At 41.9% G+C, this 18,708-nt stretch carries 15 protein-coding genes and 1 pseudogene; 5 read left to right on the top strand and 11 right to left on the bottom strand.

Annotated features, from left to right (window positions below):
* Positions 1-272: 272 nt before the first annotated feature.
* Together QZ135_RS19570 and QZ135_RS19575 are read left to right on the top strand one after the other, a co-directional pair.
* On the top strand, positions 273-953 hold the full coding sequence (locus QZ135_RS19570) for a sigma-70 family RNA polymerase sigma factor (protein ID WP_118477222.1): 681 nt from the start codon (positions 273-275) through the stop codon (positions 951-953).
* 60 nt (positions 954-1,013) lie between these two features.
* Positions 1,014-1,532, top strand: coding sequence for a DinB family protein (locus QZ135_RS19575; RefSeq protein WP_294613271.1), 519 nt, complete (start codon positions 1,014-1,016; stop codon positions 1,530-1,532).
* A 187-nt stretch (positions 1,533-1,719) separates the two neighbouring features.
* On the opposite strand, the gene QZ135_RS19580 is transcribed toward QZ135_RS19575, so the two are convergent.
* From QZ135_RS19580 to QZ135_RS19610, 7 genes are all read right to left on the bottom strand, one after another.
* On the bottom strand, positions 1,720-1,887 hold the full coding sequence (locus tag QZ135_RS19580) for a hypothetical protein (RefSeq protein WP_007661188.1): 168 nt from the start codon (positions 1,885-1,887) through the stop codon (positions 1,720-1,722).
* A 490-nt stretch (positions 1,888-2,377) separates the two neighbouring features.
* Positions 2,378-4,018 carry a tetratricopeptide repeat protein gene (locus QZ135_RS19585; RefSeq protein WP_294613275.1) on the bottom strand — a complete coding sequence of 547 codons (1,641 nt, stop codon included), beginning with the start codon at positions 4,016-4,018 and terminating at the stop codon, positions 2,378-2,380.
* Between the two features lie 13 nt (positions 4,019-4,031).
* On the bottom strand, positions 4,032-5,006 hold the full coding sequence (locus QZ135_RS19590; protein ID WP_294613278.1) for a hypothetical protein: 975 nt from the start codon (positions 5,004-5,006) through the stop codon (positions 4,032-4,034).
* A 93-nt stretch (positions 5,007-5,099) separates the two neighbouring features.
* On the bottom strand, positions 5,100-5,666 hold the full coding sequence (locus tag QZ135_RS19595) for a hypothetical protein (RefSeq protein ID WP_294613281.1): 567 nt from the start codon (positions 5,664-5,666) through the stop codon (positions 5,100-5,102).
* A gap of 475 nt (positions 5,667-6,141) precedes the next feature.
* On the bottom strand, positions 6,142-6,843 hold the full coding sequence (locus tag QZ135_RS19600; RefSeq protein WP_294613284.1) for a response regulator transcription factor: 702 nt from the start codon (positions 6,841-6,843) through the stop codon (positions 6,142-6,144).
* Positions 6,844-7,044: 201 nt separating this feature from the next.
* Positions 7,045-7,914 (bottom strand): hypothetical protein, encoded by an 870-nt coding sequence (locus QZ135_RS19605; RefSeq protein WP_294613287.1) that lies wholly within the window; start codon positions 7,912-7,914, stop codon positions 7,045-7,047.
* A gap of 104 nt (positions 7,915-8,018) precedes the next feature.
* Positions 8,019-10,268, bottom strand: coding sequence for a HAMP domain-containing sensor histidine kinase (locus QZ135_RS19610; RefSeq protein WP_294613290.1), 2,250 nt, complete (start codon positions 10,266-10,268; stop codon positions 8,019-8,021).
* Positions 10,269-10,509: 241 nt separating this feature from the next.
* Between QZ135_RS19610 and QZ135_RS19615 the strand changes: the two genes are divergently transcribed.
* Positions 10,510-11,001, top strand: coding sequence for a DUF3836 domain-containing protein (locus QZ135_RS19615; protein ID WP_294613293.1), 492 nt, complete (start codon positions 10,510-10,512; stop codon positions 10,999-11,001).
* Here QZ135_RS19615 and QZ135_RS19620 read toward each other — a convergent pair.
* Positions 10,991-13,237 (bottom strand): HAMP domain-containing sensor histidine kinase, encoded by a 2,247-nt coding sequence (locus QZ135_RS19620; RefSeq protein ID WP_294613297.1) that lies wholly within the window; start codon positions 13,235-13,237, stop codon positions 10,991-10,993. The two genes, QZ135_RS19615 and QZ135_RS19620, sit on opposite strands and share 11 nt — an antisense overlap.
* A gap of 77 nt (positions 13,238-13,314) precedes the next feature.
* Between QZ135_RS19620 and QZ135_RS19625 the strand changes: the two genes are divergently transcribed.
* Together QZ135_RS19625 and QZ135_RS19630 are read left to right on the top strand one after the other, a co-directional pair.
* On the top strand, positions 13,315-13,866 hold the full coding sequence (locus QZ135_RS19625) for a DUF3836 domain-containing protein (RefSeq protein WP_294613298.1): 552 nt from the start codon (positions 13,315-13,317) through the stop codon (positions 13,864-13,866).
* A 728-nt stretch (positions 13,867-14,594) separates the two neighbouring features.
* On the top strand, positions 14,595-15,140 hold the full coding sequence (locus QZ135_RS19630; protein ID WP_294613300.1) for a DUF3267 domain-containing protein: 546 nt from the start codon (positions 14,595-14,597) through the stop codon (positions 15,138-15,140).
* A gap of 29 nt (positions 15,141-15,169) precedes the next feature.
* On the opposite strand, the gene QZ135_RS19635 is transcribed toward QZ135_RS19630, so the two are convergent.
* The 3 genes and pseudogenes from QZ135_RS19635 to QZ135_RS19640 form a co-directional block, all read right to left on the bottom strand.
* On the bottom strand, positions 15,170-16,792 hold the full coding sequence (locus QZ135_RS19635) for a HAMP domain-containing sensor histidine kinase (protein WP_365979183.1): 1,623 nt from the start codon (positions 16,790-16,792) through the stop codon (positions 15,170-15,172).
* A gap of 13 nt (positions 16,793-16,805) precedes the next feature.
* Positions 16,806-16,883, bottom strand: a pseudogene (locus tag QZ135_RS24980) (hypothetical protein); the annotation flags it as partial.
* Positions 16,884-17,387: 504 nt separating this feature from the next.
* Positions 17,388-18,707, bottom strand: a complete 1,320-nt coding sequence (locus QZ135_RS19640; RefSeq protein ID WP_294613305.1) for an ATP-binding protein — start codon at positions 18,705-18,707, stop codon at positions 17,388-17,390.
* Between the last annotated feature and the right edge of the window lies 1 nt (position 18,708).

The raw sequence follows: 18,708 nt of genomic DNA on the forward strand, positions 1-18,708 counted from the left end.
TTAGAAATTAAGTTCGTTTTCATAATCGTTATTTTTTTATTGTTATTACTTCTTGGTTTTTGAAGGGAAATCTTCGTCAACCGCCTTCGACAATATATAGTCAATTGCCGTGCCAAAATAATAAAGCATTGATTATCACCGCATATTCAATTTCAGAGAGTGTTCATAAACGGACAAGTGTCCGCACAAAAGCGAACAGAACAAGAATAAAAAGCGCAAGAAGAGCAGGATAAAACAAATTAGTTACATTTGCAAACTCAATACCTTAGAATATGCAACCGGACTTAAAGGAAATCGTAGAACAATATGGCGTCATGGTATCTTCCATAGCACACCGCATGATACAAAACAAGGAAATCGCTAAAGAAGCGGCTCAGGAAGTCTGGTACGAAATCATCAAAAGCATAGACTCGTTCAACGGGGAATCCGGGTTATCGACATGGATATACACCCTATGCAAACGCACCATACTGCGATATGCCCGGAACGAAAGAATAGCCACAATGAATGAGTTGAGAGAATTTCGCGAACTTCCTGCCATTGATTATAACGGGCAGGACCGGGACGAACAGGAATGGATAAAAGCATGCTGCGACTGGTGTCTGACAGCCCAGAACCATTGCCTGACGAACGATGCCCGGCTGATATTCATATTCAAAATAAACCTCAACCTGCCGTACAAGCAAATCAGTGAAATCATGGGCATAACGGAAGAGAGCGTCCGTCAGATTTCCTCCCGTTCCATCCGCAAGATTACTCACTTCATGAATGACACCTGTCCGCTATACAACCCGCAGGGGACCTGCAAATGCCGGATATGCAAGCAAGTCACCTCGCTCAATCTGGAGAAAGAATATACCGCCATCAAGAAAATTATCCGCCTCGTCGACGTTTACCAACGGCTCGAAAAGGAACTTCCAAGAAAGAACTACTGGGAAAAATTTATTCCCTGAGCTGTCACAGAATGGAAAGCTTGCTCACTAACTACTATGTATAACTTAAATAAACTAATTATGAGCAAGATTGATTTTTTAAAAGAACAGATTATTGAATCGCGGAATTTTGTGAATCGTTTAGTATCGGAACTTCCGGAAAACCAGTGGTACACCATCCCCGAAGGCACTGACTCCAACTTCGCATGGCAAATCGGACATCTGATTATCAGTCAGAACTTTCATGCCATTACCTGCATCACCGGGAGGAATGAAGCCGTCAGCAAACTTATTCCGATGGTCGATTACGTAAAGGTTTTCAATGGAATGGGTACATTGCACCGCTCCGCCGAAAAGGATTTAATTCCTGTGGCAGAGCTAAAAAAACAACTGGACGCTGTTCATGAGATATGTATCAGTAACCTGTCCCGCCTGGACGACCGTATTTTATCAGAAGATTTAGAGCCTATTCCCTTCAAACATCCGGTTGCCAATAATAAGTATGAAGCCCTTGCCTGGTGCTTCAAGCATGAAATGTGGCACAGTGCCGAGATGGAAGCGATAAAACGGGCATTGGGGCATCCTATCAAATGGATGTAATGGCATCAGCCTCAAGAGCCAGTTTTTCTTTTGGATAAATCAATAGAATACCTGAAAGGAAACTGTTGTACACTGGGGTTACGGAGACTTTTGACATCCTCTTGAAAGTAAAAAAAGAAAGCTTTATAGGAAAAATAAAAGAGTAAGAAGCTTTTTAATTCAAGAATTTACTATATTTGTGCTGCTGTTAATCGGCAAGAGGTATCCCTTCTGTTCTTTGAAATAAAATATCGAAGCGTTCAGCTTTTTTGCGTTCTAGAAAACTACCAATTTTCGTTGTGCCTTTGGCATAACATACAACACGTGAAAAATGACTGAACGCCTGCGTCTCTATAGGCGTGGGCGTTCCTTTCATTTGTGTTGTTGGGATTGGTAGTTCCTTCTAGAACATTTGAAAGTGTGACGTTCCACGCTTTTTTTGTATCCTTTTGGCAGCAAATTAGCATCAATATATAAAAAATAAAATACTCAAAGGTGAGTCAAATCGGGCCATGTGGAAGCCGGACGGCCGAAAAGTCGCAAACGCAACGCAATTGCATTGCTACTCACCTTTGACTATTTAAATTAGACCTGAAAACTTCAGCTCTGGTATACCTGCAAGCAAGGTAGACGGGAGGATGTGTTTTTACAGACACATCCTCCTTCTTCTGAGTCCCAGGACAAATAAAACATCTCCGCAAAATTGGTATAACAAATCTGTATACAATACTGCAATTCAAATCCCCATATATTTGCAACAAACCAAACAAACTATATAAGTATGAAGAACTTGGTATCTATTTGCACGGATTTGAATTAGTTGACGAGGAGACGAGTTAACAAGGGAACGAGGCTGTCTTTTTACTTTAAAAGTTATACAGCAGTTCTTCCAACGTAACACCACTATCCGCCCCCATCTTCTCCATACGGATACGTTTCAGACGTTTCTTCACAGAATCCCGCTCCAAATGCATCACCTGCGCCATGCCCGACTGGGATAATTGCATTTTCACCATACAACAATAACGCAAATCATCTTTATTCAGACTCGGATAGGTCTGTTGCAGGCGTTTCGTGAAGTTATTGAAGATGATGTCGGCATTCTGCACAATATCGTCCCAGTCTTCATCGGAAAGAATCACATTTCCCCCTCTTTCAATTTCCTGCACCACCTTCTGGCTGAGTCTCCTGAAAAAAGTTTCTTTCAGCTTAGCTTCCTTCTGCTCCAGCTCCACCATACGCCGGAGATTTTCGGAAGTAATTTCACGTTGCTGCGCCAATTCTTTTTCCTTTTTTACAAGCTGATGCTGCTGCGCCATCAGACGGTTACGGTTACGGCGATAGATGAGATATACCGCACTTGCCACCCAAACCAGCAACAGAGAGATTGTGGTCATCCAATACACATTACGCTGCCTTTCCGCAGCCCGGGTGCGCCAATACAGGTTTTCCACCGAGAGCTGTTCGTGTTTGTAAAGCTCTTGCAATGCAATGGCTTCCTCAGTATGACGATACTTGCGTATGGTATCGGACAACTCAATGAAGCGTTGTAGCATAGGATAGGCATCCGAAGCACGGCCCATCTTATGATATATTCTCGCCATATTATTATAGGCATCGGCCACCGAAGAAGGATTTGGACTGGAGATAACTTTCTGAAAATAGTGATATGCCGAATCATATTGTCCCAGTTTCCCAAACAACTCCAACTTTACCCCATAGAGCGAAAGAATTCTCACAGTATCCTTAGCCGAACGAAGAGCTATTGATTTATTTATATAATCCAGTGCTTTGGCAGGCTCTCCTCGCTGGGAATAGATACTACCCAAATTTGTATAGATGAAAGGAAGCTGCTGAGGAACAGAATCGGCTAAAGCCGCCTCATAGGCCGCCTGAGCATAATAAAGGGCGCTATCCAATTGATTCAGAAACAAATATCCGGTAGAAATATCGCACAAGGCCATATTCTTATAGAATATATTTCCCAGATCCAAAGCCGCCTTCAAGGCTTCTTTGGAATAACGTACCTTGCCGGAATATTCTTCCTGATTCAGGCAGACAACTCCCAACCAAGTATTCACCCGGTAGAGCTGCTCATGATTACCACTATTTTGCAGGAAAAGCAGAGCCTTCAGAAAAGACTGCATGGCATCGCTCATCCGGTTAAGCCGTCTGTCCAGATGTGCTTTGCAGTAAAGGGCCCGTTCGGCATAAAGAGAATCGCCCGATTGGCTGAAATATTTAATTGCAGGTAGCAGCAGGGTATCTGTAGCCGCATTCAACTGTTGCTTCCTGTGAACAGCCTCGGACATCAGCAAGGCATAAAGTGCATAATCGCGCTTCGATAAGTTATGCAACGGTTCTTTAATCTCATTCATCACTACTATGGCACTGTCTGTCTCCTTTTCTGCCATCAGCTTCTCCGCCAAGGCCACGCGATTATCAGGGCCACAAGAAGCCAACATACCGCCCCACAGAATTATTCCTATCAAACTCTTCAATCTCATCTTCAATATCGTGTTATTCGTACGAATCCATCATCACTTCTCCAGTCTCTCCGTGAATCAATATCACTCTGACCATATCCTGCTGAATGGAATCGCGTATATCAATCTCCCACACCGGAATGTCTTTTTGTCCGTCTATATACTGATTTACACTGACGTGGGTGGTATCTGATAAATTAATATTCCGGAGTCGGGCAAAGATATAAATATCTCTCCATGTATACTTAAAAGCTTTTTCACTTTTTTCGTGCAAACAAGAGTCAGACGCCTGTGCCTGTTCATCTTCAAGAAAACGAACTTCTACTTTTTCCGAGACTTTGGTTGCAGTCACCAAGTTAATCTTCCGTATTATGCCCCAGCCCAGCCAGCCGTCTTCCAACTCTATTTTGAGATAGACACCCCGTTCACCACTGAGCCGATATGTCTGGTCAATGGGCAAGTAGATGCGAGTATAACGGTCACCTTGTATAAATATCTCCCCGTAAAAAAATGTATTCAGTAACCATGCAGCAGAACGGGGATTGTGACTCTTACGCGTCCTGTCATGGGGAGCGATATTGACAATAATATACTCACGGGTCTGTACCTCGGAAGTAAAACAACTGTTCAGCCAGAACAGAAAGACGAGCAGTACATTGGTACATAATCCCACTACAACACCTCCACACATAAAGGCATAGACAAAGTTTCTCCAGTGATACCACTTCCCTGTGCTTTTCTTATAGATATAAACCATCCAGCTACACATCGTTATTGCCATAAGGAGAATAACGATTTTCCGATTCAATCCTAAATAGCTGCCGGAAGAAAATGCAGTGTGCATCAACATTTCCTCTTCTATATACCACATCCTGCAATGCAACAGGAAAAGAAAGATAAAGACAGGCACCAGGATTTTCCATAGTGCCATTCTTTTCTTCGGCTGCCGTTGGGAGGCATCTTCGCCCTGAACCGGTTGCTGTTTGGGTCTAAATTTCTTTCTGCTCATAAATACGGAAAAGCGCGCGGACATTCAGAAAGGCAAAAAGCAAAAGGCCAATAAATAAAATCAGCTTCTTCATCAGGTCCTACAATTTAAGAATCAATCGTTTTCCGCATCTTTAAGCATCTGTCTAATTACATCTGCATGATCGAGATAATCATTGCCTGATAAAGTTAGGACATCGGTCAGACCAATAATATTGCTGTCAGAATCATAAGAAGTCAGTAAGCAATACATCTCCTGCCCTAATTTATCCTCTTCCACATGAATCTGAACCGGTGCACTGTATGCCCCGGGCAACTCTGCCAGATACTCAAAATCTTTTCTGAGAAAGGCTTCCAGGATTCTATTTATATCGGTTTCATCACGCTTGAACTTCTTCAAACCCACCTCTTCTATCTTACCCCCACTCTCGCTATTATAATAATCAAAATTACTCAAATACGCTGCAAGCAGACATATTAATACAGCAATTACTCCGACCGTCCGGACCAACCAACCCGCTATAGGGATAAAACCAGGAAAAATAACAATAATAACAGCCACTACAGCCAATCCATAATAAAGTATCGGCTTAACATTGTTCTTTCTTTTTTCAAATTTCACCGGATTTGCTGCATAGAATTCACCTATATAGCTTGGATAGAGTTTTGTTTGATTTTCCATAAATATTACTTTTTATAATGATTAATAATAGTTCTATCTTTCCTAGTTATCGTATGAGAACAAAAGTAAAAAGTAACTTGTAAATAATGAAACAACCGTGGGGGATAAATGAAGGGTATAATCCACAAACTAAACAACTGTTTTTCAAATAATAACTCAATAGAAAGGATAGACAGACAAGGGGACATTTGCATAAAGAAACCGATTCCACCAATAGCTTTTCATGAAGTACCAGTGGAGGAGCAATATTATCTGTTATCAGATATATGCTTTCTTCCTTGTCTCTATATTTTTATAATTGCTACTACCTGATTCACTTACCCGAACCGGATAATGTCTTTTTCAGGAATCAGATGTTTTCTCCGATTCATCTGCAAGAAGAGCAACTTCCTTTATAATTTGTATTCCAAAAAAAACGGGATGATGAAATCTATATCTCATCATCCCGGTATTTACATTCTTAATTACTAATGTTTCATTCTTCCAGCATCAGCCCTACACCTTTCACCGTTTTAATGCTGACTGATGAATCTTCAGCTATCAACTTACGGAGTTTCGTGACAAATACATCCAGGCTGCGGGAAGCAAAATAATCATCTTCCGTATCCCAGAACTTATCAAGAATGGCTTCACGCCGTACTACATCGCCTCTGTTCTCACAAAGCATTTGCAACAGTCCTGCTTCACGAGCAGTCAATGTCTTGTTTTCACCGGATGAATGTTTCAATATGGCGTGCGTAGAATCAAGTACATATTCCTTTCCAATCTTGTAACATTCGCTTTCGTCCTTACTCTTTTCACCTTTTGATAGTTTCAACAAAGCACGAATATGTGCATCCAGTTCATCGGGAATATAAGGTTTCTTGATATAGTTGTTAGCTCCTAGTTCATAGCCTTTCAGCACGCTCTTGGGAGATACCAGTCCGGAAGAAAAGATGATAGGAGTCTCCTTATCTACCTCACGGATGCGTTTCACCATCTCGTAACCGTCCATGACGGGCATCTCTATATCTGAGAGGATAACGTCAGGCTGATGTTCCCGCCACATCTTCAAGCCCTCTTCACCATTGGCAGCCGCCAATACTTCATACCCCTCTATGATATCCTCCAGACTGCTCTGCACAATGTAACGCAGGCTGTTGTCATCTTCGACTAATAATAACTTTATTGTATCCATATGCTTTCAATTATTCACATTATACGCTACAAAAGTAATAAATTATTCGTTAACCTAAAGATAACATTGCGATAACATTCGTATTCTTTCCTCTGCCCTACCTTTACAACATCAAAAGTAACAAAATGTATAACTTAAAAAATAAAAGGATTATGAAAGCTTTAGTATTATCAGTAGATTTGCATTGACATCTAATCCACTCTATCGGATTGGCAACGAGAAACGGGGCGTTGGTCCACCGCCAAAATCTCCTCCCCGACTATCGAAGACGACGTTACGGAGTAATTCGTACAAGATTCCGCCTACATCCAGCCCCAGTTTAAACTTCTCGAAGCGGTAATAAGGAATCGCAACCGGCACCGTCTCCCAACGTCCCCTCATGGCATCATAGTACCGTTGTACTCCCACCTCCATCCCGAAGCGGTCGGACATATCGAGAGACATGGTTGCACCATAACGATTGGTACTCATCCCATAAGAATTTCCAATATCATAAGAACCGAAGACATTGAAGGCAATCCGGTCGGAAGCACGATAAGTCAGTCTGCCTGAGGTGCTGAATGCTTGTCCGGTGATACGAGACATGTTTATCTTCATAGCATCAGCACGAAGCTGCAACGCCCACCTGTCATTGAAAACATGCCGGTATCCTAACGAAGCATTATTGAAACGCCCAATTCCCGGCACACTTGTCTGTGCTCCGGAGCCGAACAGTTCTCCATGAGAAAATTGCTGCATGACGCCACCTGTACTAAAATCACCCCGGAAAAGTAAAGAAGGATTGACCTGATAAGGCAGGCGGATTTCATCTTTCAAGGAAAAATCGGAAAAACGTTCTGACAGTTCCTGAAAAGGCAAAAGAGAAGTGGCAGAAGCGGGAACTTGCTCCAGAAGGGGCTTTAGCGGAAGAGGTTGCCAAATATCTTTGGGCTTTATCTGCATATAGTCACGGATAACACCTATGCTATCTCCTTCTTGTGCAAAAAGCAACTGCGGAGCAGATATCAGCAGTAAGAATAATCCCAAGCGGATTGGAAGCAACGATATGTTAACTTTTTGTTTCATACGCATATACCCTCCTTTACTTTTATAAATAGTATACACAAAAATAACAAAAGGCAAGCTGAATAACAAGCAGTTGGCAATATTTTGCTTTGACAACAAGCTTTTTTAACTCAAAAGTGCATCGTAAATTCACTGTAACTTCCCTCCACACTTTCCACTTTTATCATGCCATCGTGTGCATCCACCACTTGCAACACATAATTCAGCCCTAAACCAAAACCGGATGCTCCTGTCTTTTGGCTGCCGGAAGCCACTCTTTCAAACTTCCCAAATATCTTGTGCTGTTCGCGAAGGGGAATGCCGATGCCATTATCGCGTACCGTAATAATACTCCTATCTTTTGTCCTCTCGCCCGAAAGAGTTATCGTAACTTCTTCTTTAGAGTATTTGATGGCATTATCCACCAAATTGGAAAGTACCTCGCGCAAACAGAAAGCATCCGCATAAACACTACATCCTTCTTCACAATCAATATCGAAATGAATCGTCTTCGCCGCTTTCAACTGATATTTTTCCGCTATATCCCGTAGCAACGGTCTTAGAGCAACTTCTTCTTTATGTAGTTCCAATTCTCCACGATCTATCTCTGTCAGCATTACTACGCGATTGGAAAGTGTCAGCAGATGTTCGCACTCATCCCCCATCACTTGCCTGTAACGGAGCAGTTTCTCCGGCTTATCCGCCAACTTACCACCTGCCAGGATATGCGCTCCCATCATGACAGACTGCAACGGTGACTTCATATCATGTATCATGGAGTAAGTAAAGTCCTTCTGAAACTGTTCCAACCGACGCTGTGCCCGCAACATACGTATTTGAAAGAAAACACAGAGAGATACGAAAAGGAAAGCAATAAACAACGGCACCTGCATATACCATGTGGCACTCATAATAGTACGTTGCGGTGAACGAACCACAGCAAAGATGCAACTCGTACTGTCCTTATCCAACGGAAACAACCGGGTAGTGATATCCCCGCAGTCAATAGCCGGACTACCTGTATAAAGTATCAACTCCCGGGATGGATACCTGATCCAATGGATATCCGCCCTATCCGGAAAACTTGTTTCCAAAAGCTGTTTTCTGAACACACTGTCAGCAAACTGCAAGGAAAACGGAATAGGCACACGACTACGCAGACTGATTGTATCCTGTATATCATAAACCATCTTCATACGGAAGCCTTCATCAAACTTATTGTAAAGATGCCGAATGGTAAGCAATTGTATCCGGTAGCGATAACCTTTCTCCAGATATACCTTATAAAGCTCGTCCATCATACGCCGTGGATAAGGGAGAAATTCTCCCGGTGAACTATCCCAATTAAAATCAGGGTTAGCCTTAGTGAAAAGCGGATACCTATGTAAGTCTGCCTCCCGGTAGAAAGCCTCTTCCAATTGCTCTTCCGCCTGATACCGTATCTTTTGAGAAGTCGTATAATACAAATATCCCGACCAGACAGCCAGCAACAGGAATGCTCCCAGCGAGCTGACCATAGAAATTGCTTTAAGAGAAATAGGCCTGCCTGTACTTTCTTGCCGGATTTCTGCTTTGGCGTGTGTCAGAGTAGCATTGGTTTTCTCAAAGAGTACGTTGCTTTGTGTCTCCACCTCTTGCCAGTTTTCTGTGGTTATTAAATTCTTCATCCGGCTGACGGGATGTTTCATCTCTTCAGCCAACGTATAGAAGTCCTGTTGTTGTTTCTGCAAGTTATGCCGCTGACGGAACACCGACTTCATCTGTACAATCAAGGCATAGACAGCCGTACCCAACAATAGCCATGTAATGAATGATAGTAACAGGAGTTTCTTCTCCATCTCCTTGGCAGGAAAAGAAAGAATAGCACGAACAGCCTCCCCACGGGATTTAAAGGTGAACGCAGTTTCGGAAGTAACAGCGGCAAAATTATGGATACTTACCTGAGGATTGGTACTTGCCAGCACCTCATTTGTGTTTACATTAATGCGCTCCACGGTCAGTGTTCCATCCATGTCTAACTTCCGCAACTTATTGTGCAAGACGCTGTCTATGGTGACTAACGGGATTTCTTTTATCCCATACACCCGTTGCAAAGCCTGTGCCGCCTGCTGGGAAGTACACTTATTCCTTTCGTCCCCATCCATCCGCTTGTATTTAGGATTAGGAGCATACGCTATGATAGCTACTGAATTATCAGGATAAGGAAGGTTGTTCACCAAATTATCAACTGTCTCCGTGAAAGACATCCAGAAGCACTTGTTCAGTGATTTCTCCGCTTCCTGCATCTGCGCATGAAAAGCATAAAGCATTCCGCCCAACTGTATCAACACAACAGCAATCAGACTCACCAGTGAAAGAGAGATGACAGTACGTAATTTCATCTTATCCGTTTATATTCGCCTGCAAAAATAGCAAATAACTATGGATCACGAAGTAATGCACGACTTTTTATATCGTACGAGAATGTGTTCTTTCCAGCCAGAGGAATATAAAAATACATACAACTCTAAAAAACAAGGGAGCTTTCCAGAGTCGCAAAAATCTCGTTAACCTAACGATAACATTACGATAACATTCATCCTCATGCTCCTGCCCTATCTTTGCAACATCAAAAGTAACGAAATGTATAACTTAAAAAATAAAACGATTATGAAAGCTTTAGTATTATCAGTAGTATTCGCATTGACATCAGTAGTAAACGCAGTAAGCGGTAACAATGTAAAGGATTTCGCCTATAACACGGAGAAACAGGAAAACGGAGTGGAAACCCAAATGGTGTATAAGGTAAAAAAAGGAAAGTACCTGGAACGCCACCTGCAATATAACTACACGTATGATGAAAAAGGACGTGTATCAGCCAAGGAAATCCTGAAATGGAACCAGGACAACAGCCGCTTTGAAAAGCAGTATTGCCTCAACTTCAACTACACCAACAACGAAGTAAACGTGGAATATGTAGCATGGAACAGCAAAGCCGGTGATTATACAAATGTGAAAGCCAAAGCCGTTTATCAAACGAATGAACAGGGAGTAAACTACACCGCCTACAACTGGAATAAAAAGGAAAACACCTGGAACCTAACCGTAGGACAAGATAACCGTTTTACTCTCTAATCGGAAAGTAAAGGGTAAACTCACTGAAACGCCCTTCTTCGCTCTCTACCTCCACTCGGCCCTCATGTGCTAACATCACTTGCTGCACATAGTTCAGCCCCAGACCAAAGCCCGTAGCTCCTCCCTTACTGCTGCGGGCAGCAGCGACCGAACGTTCAAAACGGTTGAAGATACGTGAAAGGTCTTTCACAGGAATACCCAAGCCATTATCACAGATTTTAATCTTGCTGAAACCTTTCTCCGACTCGCAGATGATATCGATCTTTACCTCGTCACGAGAGTATTTTATTGCATTATCCAGAAGATTACCCAGCACTTCACGCAGGCAGAAAGCATCCGCATAAACAGTCTCACAACGATGATAGAGGGTATTAAACTCTATTTTCTTACTTGCTTTCAGTAATATTTTAGCTGTTAAATCGTCAATCAACGGGCATAAGGGAACCTCTTCAATATTCAGTTGCAAATGTCCCTTATCCAGTTGTGTCAAAAGCAATACCCTACCGGATAAGGCCAACAAATGTTCACACTCTTCCGTCATGACTTGCTTATATTTCTGTTCTTTCTCCGGTTTGTTAGCCAGTTTACCACTTGCCAGACTATGCGCTCCCATCAATATAGAGTTTAGTGGAGACTTCATATCGTGAACCATAGCATACGTAAAATCCTTCTGGAACTGCTTCAAACGGCGCTGCATACGAAACAGATGTATCTGAAAAAAGACATTATAACAAACAAACAAGAAAATAATGCCTAATGGAAAAAGTATATACCAAATAGAAGAAAAGATATATTTTGGAGTTGAGTGTACAACACCCTCTATACAAACAGTACTATCCTTCTTCAAATATAGCATCCGCGTACGCATATTCAGTTTACTGGGGAAAGGATCTCCAGTGTACAACATCAATTCATGCGATGGATAACGGAACATCCTAATACTTCCAGAAGGTATCTCTTTTTCTTTCAGTCTCATAGTGAAGAGTGAATCCATACGTTGAATTTGGAAAGGAACAGGTATTTTGCCATCATTCATTCTATCCTGTAGACCATAAGCATTCCATAAATGGAAACCTTCTTCAACATCCATTTGCCCGGGAAACACAATAAGAGGCCTGACATTCAGGTACACCTTATTATTCCACATAAATTCGTCTAATGCCTTCATTTGCAATTCTGCATAGCGCGTAAACCCAGTCAGATACTCCCTACGCGTACCTTTCATTTTATTGGCGTATAAGAAAACATCAAACCGCATATCAGCCTCAGTATAGAAAGCATATTCAAAACAAGTATTAACCTCATACTTCACTTCTTTCCATTTTTGTTGATATAAATAACCTGCCCAGATAAATAACAGAAAGAAAGTACCTGCCAAACTACCCCAAGAAATAATGGAAAAGGAAATAGACCGACGACGCTCCTGCTCTTCTTTCTTCGCTTTCATTAAAGTCTGCTCCGTGTTGCCCAACAAATGGTTGCTTTGCACTTCAATCTCTCCCCATAATTGCCGCTTGATACTTGTAAGCATCTCCTTGACGGGTTGCTTCATCTGCTCTGCTAAAAGATAAAAGGCCTTTCGTTGTTCTGCTATGCTCTGTCCTTGATGAAAAACAGAACGTAATTGAATTGAAAATGTAAAAGCAATACATACCAATAGTAAGAGTGTACCCACAAAGAGTGACAGTACTTCACGCAGTTTCCACAAAGAAGGAATATCCAATATAGCTTCTACAGCTATACCTTTCTCTTTATACAAAAAGGCATGCTTTGAGGTCAATGCTCTAAAACCTGTAGGAATGGTAGTAGCAGTCAACGCTAATGTTTCGCCCGTATTTATATCGAACTTACGAATTACCACATCAGCTTCTATCTCTCTTTTTTGAAGTCTGCTATTCAATGCGATACTCAAGGAATCTAAAGATATCTCGGGCAAACGATATATTTTTTGTAAAATAGCTGAGGTTTGCTGATAACCGTAAAAATAGAAAGCATCGTCATTAAGCCTCATACGCGCAGGAGCGTACATAAGATGAGTAACTGTACCAGCAGGCAGGGGCATCCGATTCAATTGATGATCTACAACTTCTATAAAAGCTTTCTCAAAACATTTATCTAAAGTCTGTTGTGTGGCTTGCATCAAATTACGGTGGGCATAATACATACCTACACCTTGTAAAGAAATAATAAGCAGCAAAGCAAAAATTGAAAGAGAAACGTGGAACTTACTTTTCATTATATGTTTATTTTGCCTGCAAAGGTAACAAATTATCTCGTTAACCTAACGATAACATTACGATAACATTCATCCTCGTGTCCCTGCCCTATCTTTGCAACATCAAAAGTAACGAAATGTATAACTTAAAAAATAAAACGATTATGAAAGCTTTAGTATTATCAGTAGTATTCGCATTGACATCAGTAGTAAACGCAGTAAGCGGTAACAATGTAAAGGATTTCGCCTATAACACGGAGAAACAGGAAAACGGAGTGGAAACCCAAATGGTGTATAAGGTAAAAAAAGGAAAGTACCTGGAACGCCACCTGCAATATAACTACACGTATGATGAAAAAGGACGTGTTTCCGCCAAGGAAATACTGAAGTGGAACCAAGACAACAGCCGCTTTGAAAAACAGTATTGCCTCAACTTCAGCTACACCGACAATGAAGTAGGCGTGGAATATGTAGCATGGAACAGCAAAGACGGTGACTACACGAATGTGAAATCCAAAGCCATCTACCAGGTGAACGAACAGGGCATGAACTACATGAGCTACAACTGGAACGAAAAAGAAAACTCCTGGAATCTGGTGACAGAACACAACGCCATCCACTGGAACGGAGATTTGCTGGCTAACAAGTAACTTTACTCTAACAATAAATACTCTCTTTTAAAAACAATGTGCCAGAAGTGGCGGTGCTTGCGGGGTGAATAATCATTCACCTGCACATAGCACAGCACTTCCGGCACATTCGTCGTGTTTATCGCTTAAAGATACTCAGTAAATCATCAGTTAACTCATATCTGCTCAGAAGAGAAGGAAACAAGGTAACGAGTTAACAAGGGGACAAGGGGCTGCGCAATGCTTCTATGCCGCAGGAACCTTGTCCCCTCGTCAACTAGTTACCTCGTCAACTGATTCATAACCATACAGAAATGCATTAACCTTACCCAGTCATTTAGTTAGTTATCTAATTATCAACAGATAACATTTACATTCCATTTACCCCATAATGTAAAAGCATTTACCGCGGCATGTAACGACCTTTACCACCTATTGTAACGCTCTTTACATCAGTATGTAACGGCTTTTACATCGGCGTGTAAATGGAGTTACCATTTGAGGTAAACAGAATTACCTCAAAAGGTTACAAGCAGACAGACCTATAACCCTTCGTTAACGTAAAGATAACATTGCGATAACATTCTTCCTCCCTTTCCCGCCCTACCTTTGCAACACCGAAAGGAAACAAATTGTATTACTCAGAACATAAAGAAGCCATGAAGAAGTATCAGAAAATAGGAATAGAATTCTCAATTAAAAAAACACATTATTGCATACCTGTTTTTCAATTAACAAATAAGGATTAGATGATGAAAGCGGACATTTCAATCATACAAAGCAGAAAAGGTACCGAAATAGTAGTTTCGGGAAACAAAATCAACCGCAACGGAATCATAGCCGCCATTCTGCTTGCTCTGCCCATACTGGTGCTGTTCCGGTTGATTCATGGAGAAGAAATGACTCACATATCCTATCTGATATTCTGGTCATGCGCCCTGCCCGGTTTTGTAGTAAACTTATTGCTCCACGCCCTCTTCTTCGGAATATTCTCACCCAAAGGTTTCCGGTCCATATCCTTCGTGAAACATAAGGGGGGCATACGTTTCTGCCATTGCAATGAACCCATAAGAATGTGGCAATATCGCACTGCCTGCTTTCTGCCTATTCTGTTATTAGGAATCATCCCACTCTCTTACGGCATGATAGCGGGACATTATTACAGTGCTTTATTCGGGACATTTCTGATTATCGGCAGTATCGATGACGTCTGTATCCTCTGGAAATTGCGTTCCTTCGGAAAAGATGCATTCATCAATGACTGCTCACAAGAGTTACGGTTTCATATCTGGTGATTGCCTGCAAACGCTCTTTGCAGACACAATCATTTTACCGGAAAATAAAGCGTAAACTCACTAAAACGGCCTTCTTCACTCTCTACTTCTACCCTGCCCTCATGGGCCAGCATCACCTGCTGCACATAGTTCAGTCCTAAACCGAAGCCCGAAGCTCCACCCTTATCACTACGTCCGGCTGCCGCAGAGCGCTCAAAGCGGTTGAAGATGCGCGACTGGTCTTTCAAAGAAATACCCAACCCGTCGTCACACACCTTTATCTTGCAGAAACCTTTCTCCGACACACTGACAATATCTATTTTCACCTCTTCACGAGAATACTTGATAGCGTTGTCTATCAGATTGCCCAATACTTCGCGCAGACAGAAAGCATCCGCATAAACAGTCTCGCAACGGTGATAAACCGTATTGAATTCCACTTTTTTATTGACTTTCAAAGAAATCTTCGCTATCAAATCATCGAGCAAAGGGCGCAGGGCGACTTCTTCCTTATGCAATTCCAGATGTCCTTCGTCCAATTGTGTCAGCATCAATACCCTGTTTGATAAAGCCGACAAATGCTCACTCTCTTCCGTCATTACCCGGCGGTATTTTTCTTCTTTTTCAGGCTTATCCGCCAACTTCCCGCCCGCCAGCACATGCGCCGCCATCAATATGGAATTCAACGGAGACTTCATATCATGAATCATGGCATACGTGAAGTCTTTCTGGAACTGTTCCAGGCGGCGTTGCATACGGAGCACCTTTATCTGTCCGAAGATGCAATCCAGCATCACCAGAAACATAATCCAGAGAGGAATCAACAAATACCAGATGGAAGACACCACATAGCGATATGGGTTCTTCACTATCCCCTGCACACAAAGCGTGCTGTCTTCCCTCAACGGTATAAACCGGGATGTATAGTCACTATACTTCACAGAAGTATACCCTGACTGTGCAACCGTACTGTCCGAAGGATAACGGAACTGACGGACTCCACTACGCGATTTCATTCCCAACCGGCTGAGATGTCCGGCAAAGGCAGAATCCAGATACTGGGAATTCATCTCTACTCCTTCCAAGTGTTTCTGCATAATCAAAGCTGCACGAAGACGGTAATTTTGATCAATCGTATTGTGAATATGTACCACATACATGTTATTTATATGATACACCGAATCTTTTCCCTTCAGAAATTCTTTTTGTTCTTTGGCAAAAGGTGTCTCGCTTATTTTTCTCTGTTCTTCAGGTTCTTTTTCTTCTTTGGGTTGCGAAAGGAATAATGCGTAGCGGTTATACATCACTTCATCATAAAAGGCAGCCTCAAAACAGTCGTTCACCTGATAAACCGTCTCACGGGCAGCCGTGCGATACAAATAAACAAACCAGGCCACCATCAGTAAACAGCTTGCCAGCAGACTTATCATAAAGAATACCTTGAAAGAGTGCTGCTTACGTGCCCGCCTTTTCCGTTCTTCTTCTTTAGCAACGGAGAGTGTTTCTTCTGTCATGTCCAGAATATGCTTGCTCAATGTTTCTATCTCCTCCCACCGCTGTTCGGGAATCCGACTGCGCACTTCGCCTATCGGCAACCTCATTTTCTCTGCCAAAGTATAGAAAGCGGAACGTTGTTCTCCAATGCCACGGCGTTGACTGATGATATACTTCATCTGCTGCGCCCAGCTATAAATCAGGAAAGCAGTCAGCAACAGAGTAGGAAGAAACAGAAAGAATATGTCCTTTACAAGCGGAAGGAAAGGGGTGATAATAGCTGCTTCTATGGCTTCCCCTTTCTTTTCATTCAGCCAGGCAGTATCGGAGATTACTGTTTTGAAAAGCCGATAGGCAGAATACTGGCTATGGTCTTCTGCCGCATCAATCCATACGGTTCGGTCTATGTTCTTCCATTTCAGTTTCTTTTCCAATGTCCTTTCCATCTCATCCAGAGGTATAGTCACCTGATAAACATCTTGCAGAAAAGAGGCGGCTTGCTGATATTCCCAAAATACCCGTTCATCATAAGGTCTTTTTGCATCTCTGGGTATGTATGAATAAAAGGGAATGGTATAGTCGGGGAAAGGCAGGTTGTTGATTTGATTATCCACCGTCTCTATAAAAGCCTGCCGGAAACATTCGTTCAGTGTACGCCGGGCTTCTTTCTTATAGTTGTCATAGGCATACATCATCCCTCCCAATTGTATCACCACAACGAGAAACAGTCCTACAATAGAAAGGATGTAAAGCGAACGGAGCTTCATTTTGTTATTATTTTGGGGACAAAGATACTGTTTTCAACATCCACTTCCATACAGGAAGGACATGAATCGTATATTCACCGGCATTTATATCTTCCTCTTCTTCAAGAGTCAGAATGAGTAATTCACGGCATCCCGTAGCTTGAGCCGCTTCCAAAAGGCCATCTATTTCCCGCTGACGGGTATCTTCATCGTGCAAAGTATAGGTCACTTGAATCAAGTGGATCACTTCTTCATGATTAGTAATTACAAAATCACATTCTTTTTTACCCTTATAGTAATGTAAACCTCCCTGTACCGGCAAATTCCGGCGTAAATGAAGATAAACAGCATTCTCAAGTAACTTACCATTATCTTCACTTTGAGGATTAAGCAACACAGAACGTAAGCCATTATCAATGCAATAATATTTCTTATCTCCACTACTCTCTTTCACAAGTGAGGGTTCATACTTCGTTAACGGGAAAAACAGATAGATAGATTCAGTCTGTACAATTACGTCATACAAGGTATTCTTTCCGATGCTGACCCCTTGCGATTTTAATTCGTTATAAATACGATTGATAGAGGTCGGTTTCGTCAAATTACTCATCACTCTCTTGATAAAGTAACGGACAGGCTCCGGATTCTTTATTTCATATCTTTCCAACAAATCCTTATAGAGCATTACAAAGAAATATTCCTGCAAAATACGGTCCTTCAACATAGAAATGGCAAGACTGACTTCGGGAAAACCACCTTGATGCAGGTATTCTTTAAAAGCATTTACAATACGTGCCCGATATTCAGGTACATAATAATTGGTATCTACGCCTACGAATGAACAATATTCCCGGAATGAAAGAGGAAACTCTTCGTACTGCAATGTTCGGCCCCGCAAAGAAGTGGCAAGTTCCGACGAAAGCATATTCGAGTTACTGCCCGTAATAAAGATGTGCTTACACTCCTGTTCATACACCCTGCGCACAAATGGTTGCCAATCTTCTGCCATTTGTATTTCATCGAAGAACATATAAACATCTTTCAGTGAAATATCAGGATATAGCTCCCGGTAAGCCTGCAGAATCTCATCCAAATTTTCAGCATTGAATTGCAAACGTTCATCATCGAAATTCAGAAAAAGTATCTGCTCCTTCCGGATACCTTTCTCCGAAATCAATTGATTAATTGCCAACAAGAATAAAGAAGATTTGCCACAACGCCTTACACCCGGAACCGTAATTATCTTGTTACTATCTACGGGCAACGCCAATTCACGGGGATATACTTCCACAGGTAATCCTGCCTGGAAACCTGCAATCAACTGTTTTAGTAATTCCTTCTTCTTCATA

The organism is uncultured Bacteroides sp. (assembly GCF_905207245.1).
Taxonomy (GTDB): Bacteria; Bacteroidota; Bacteroidia; order Bacteroidales; family Bacteroidaceae; genus Bacteroides.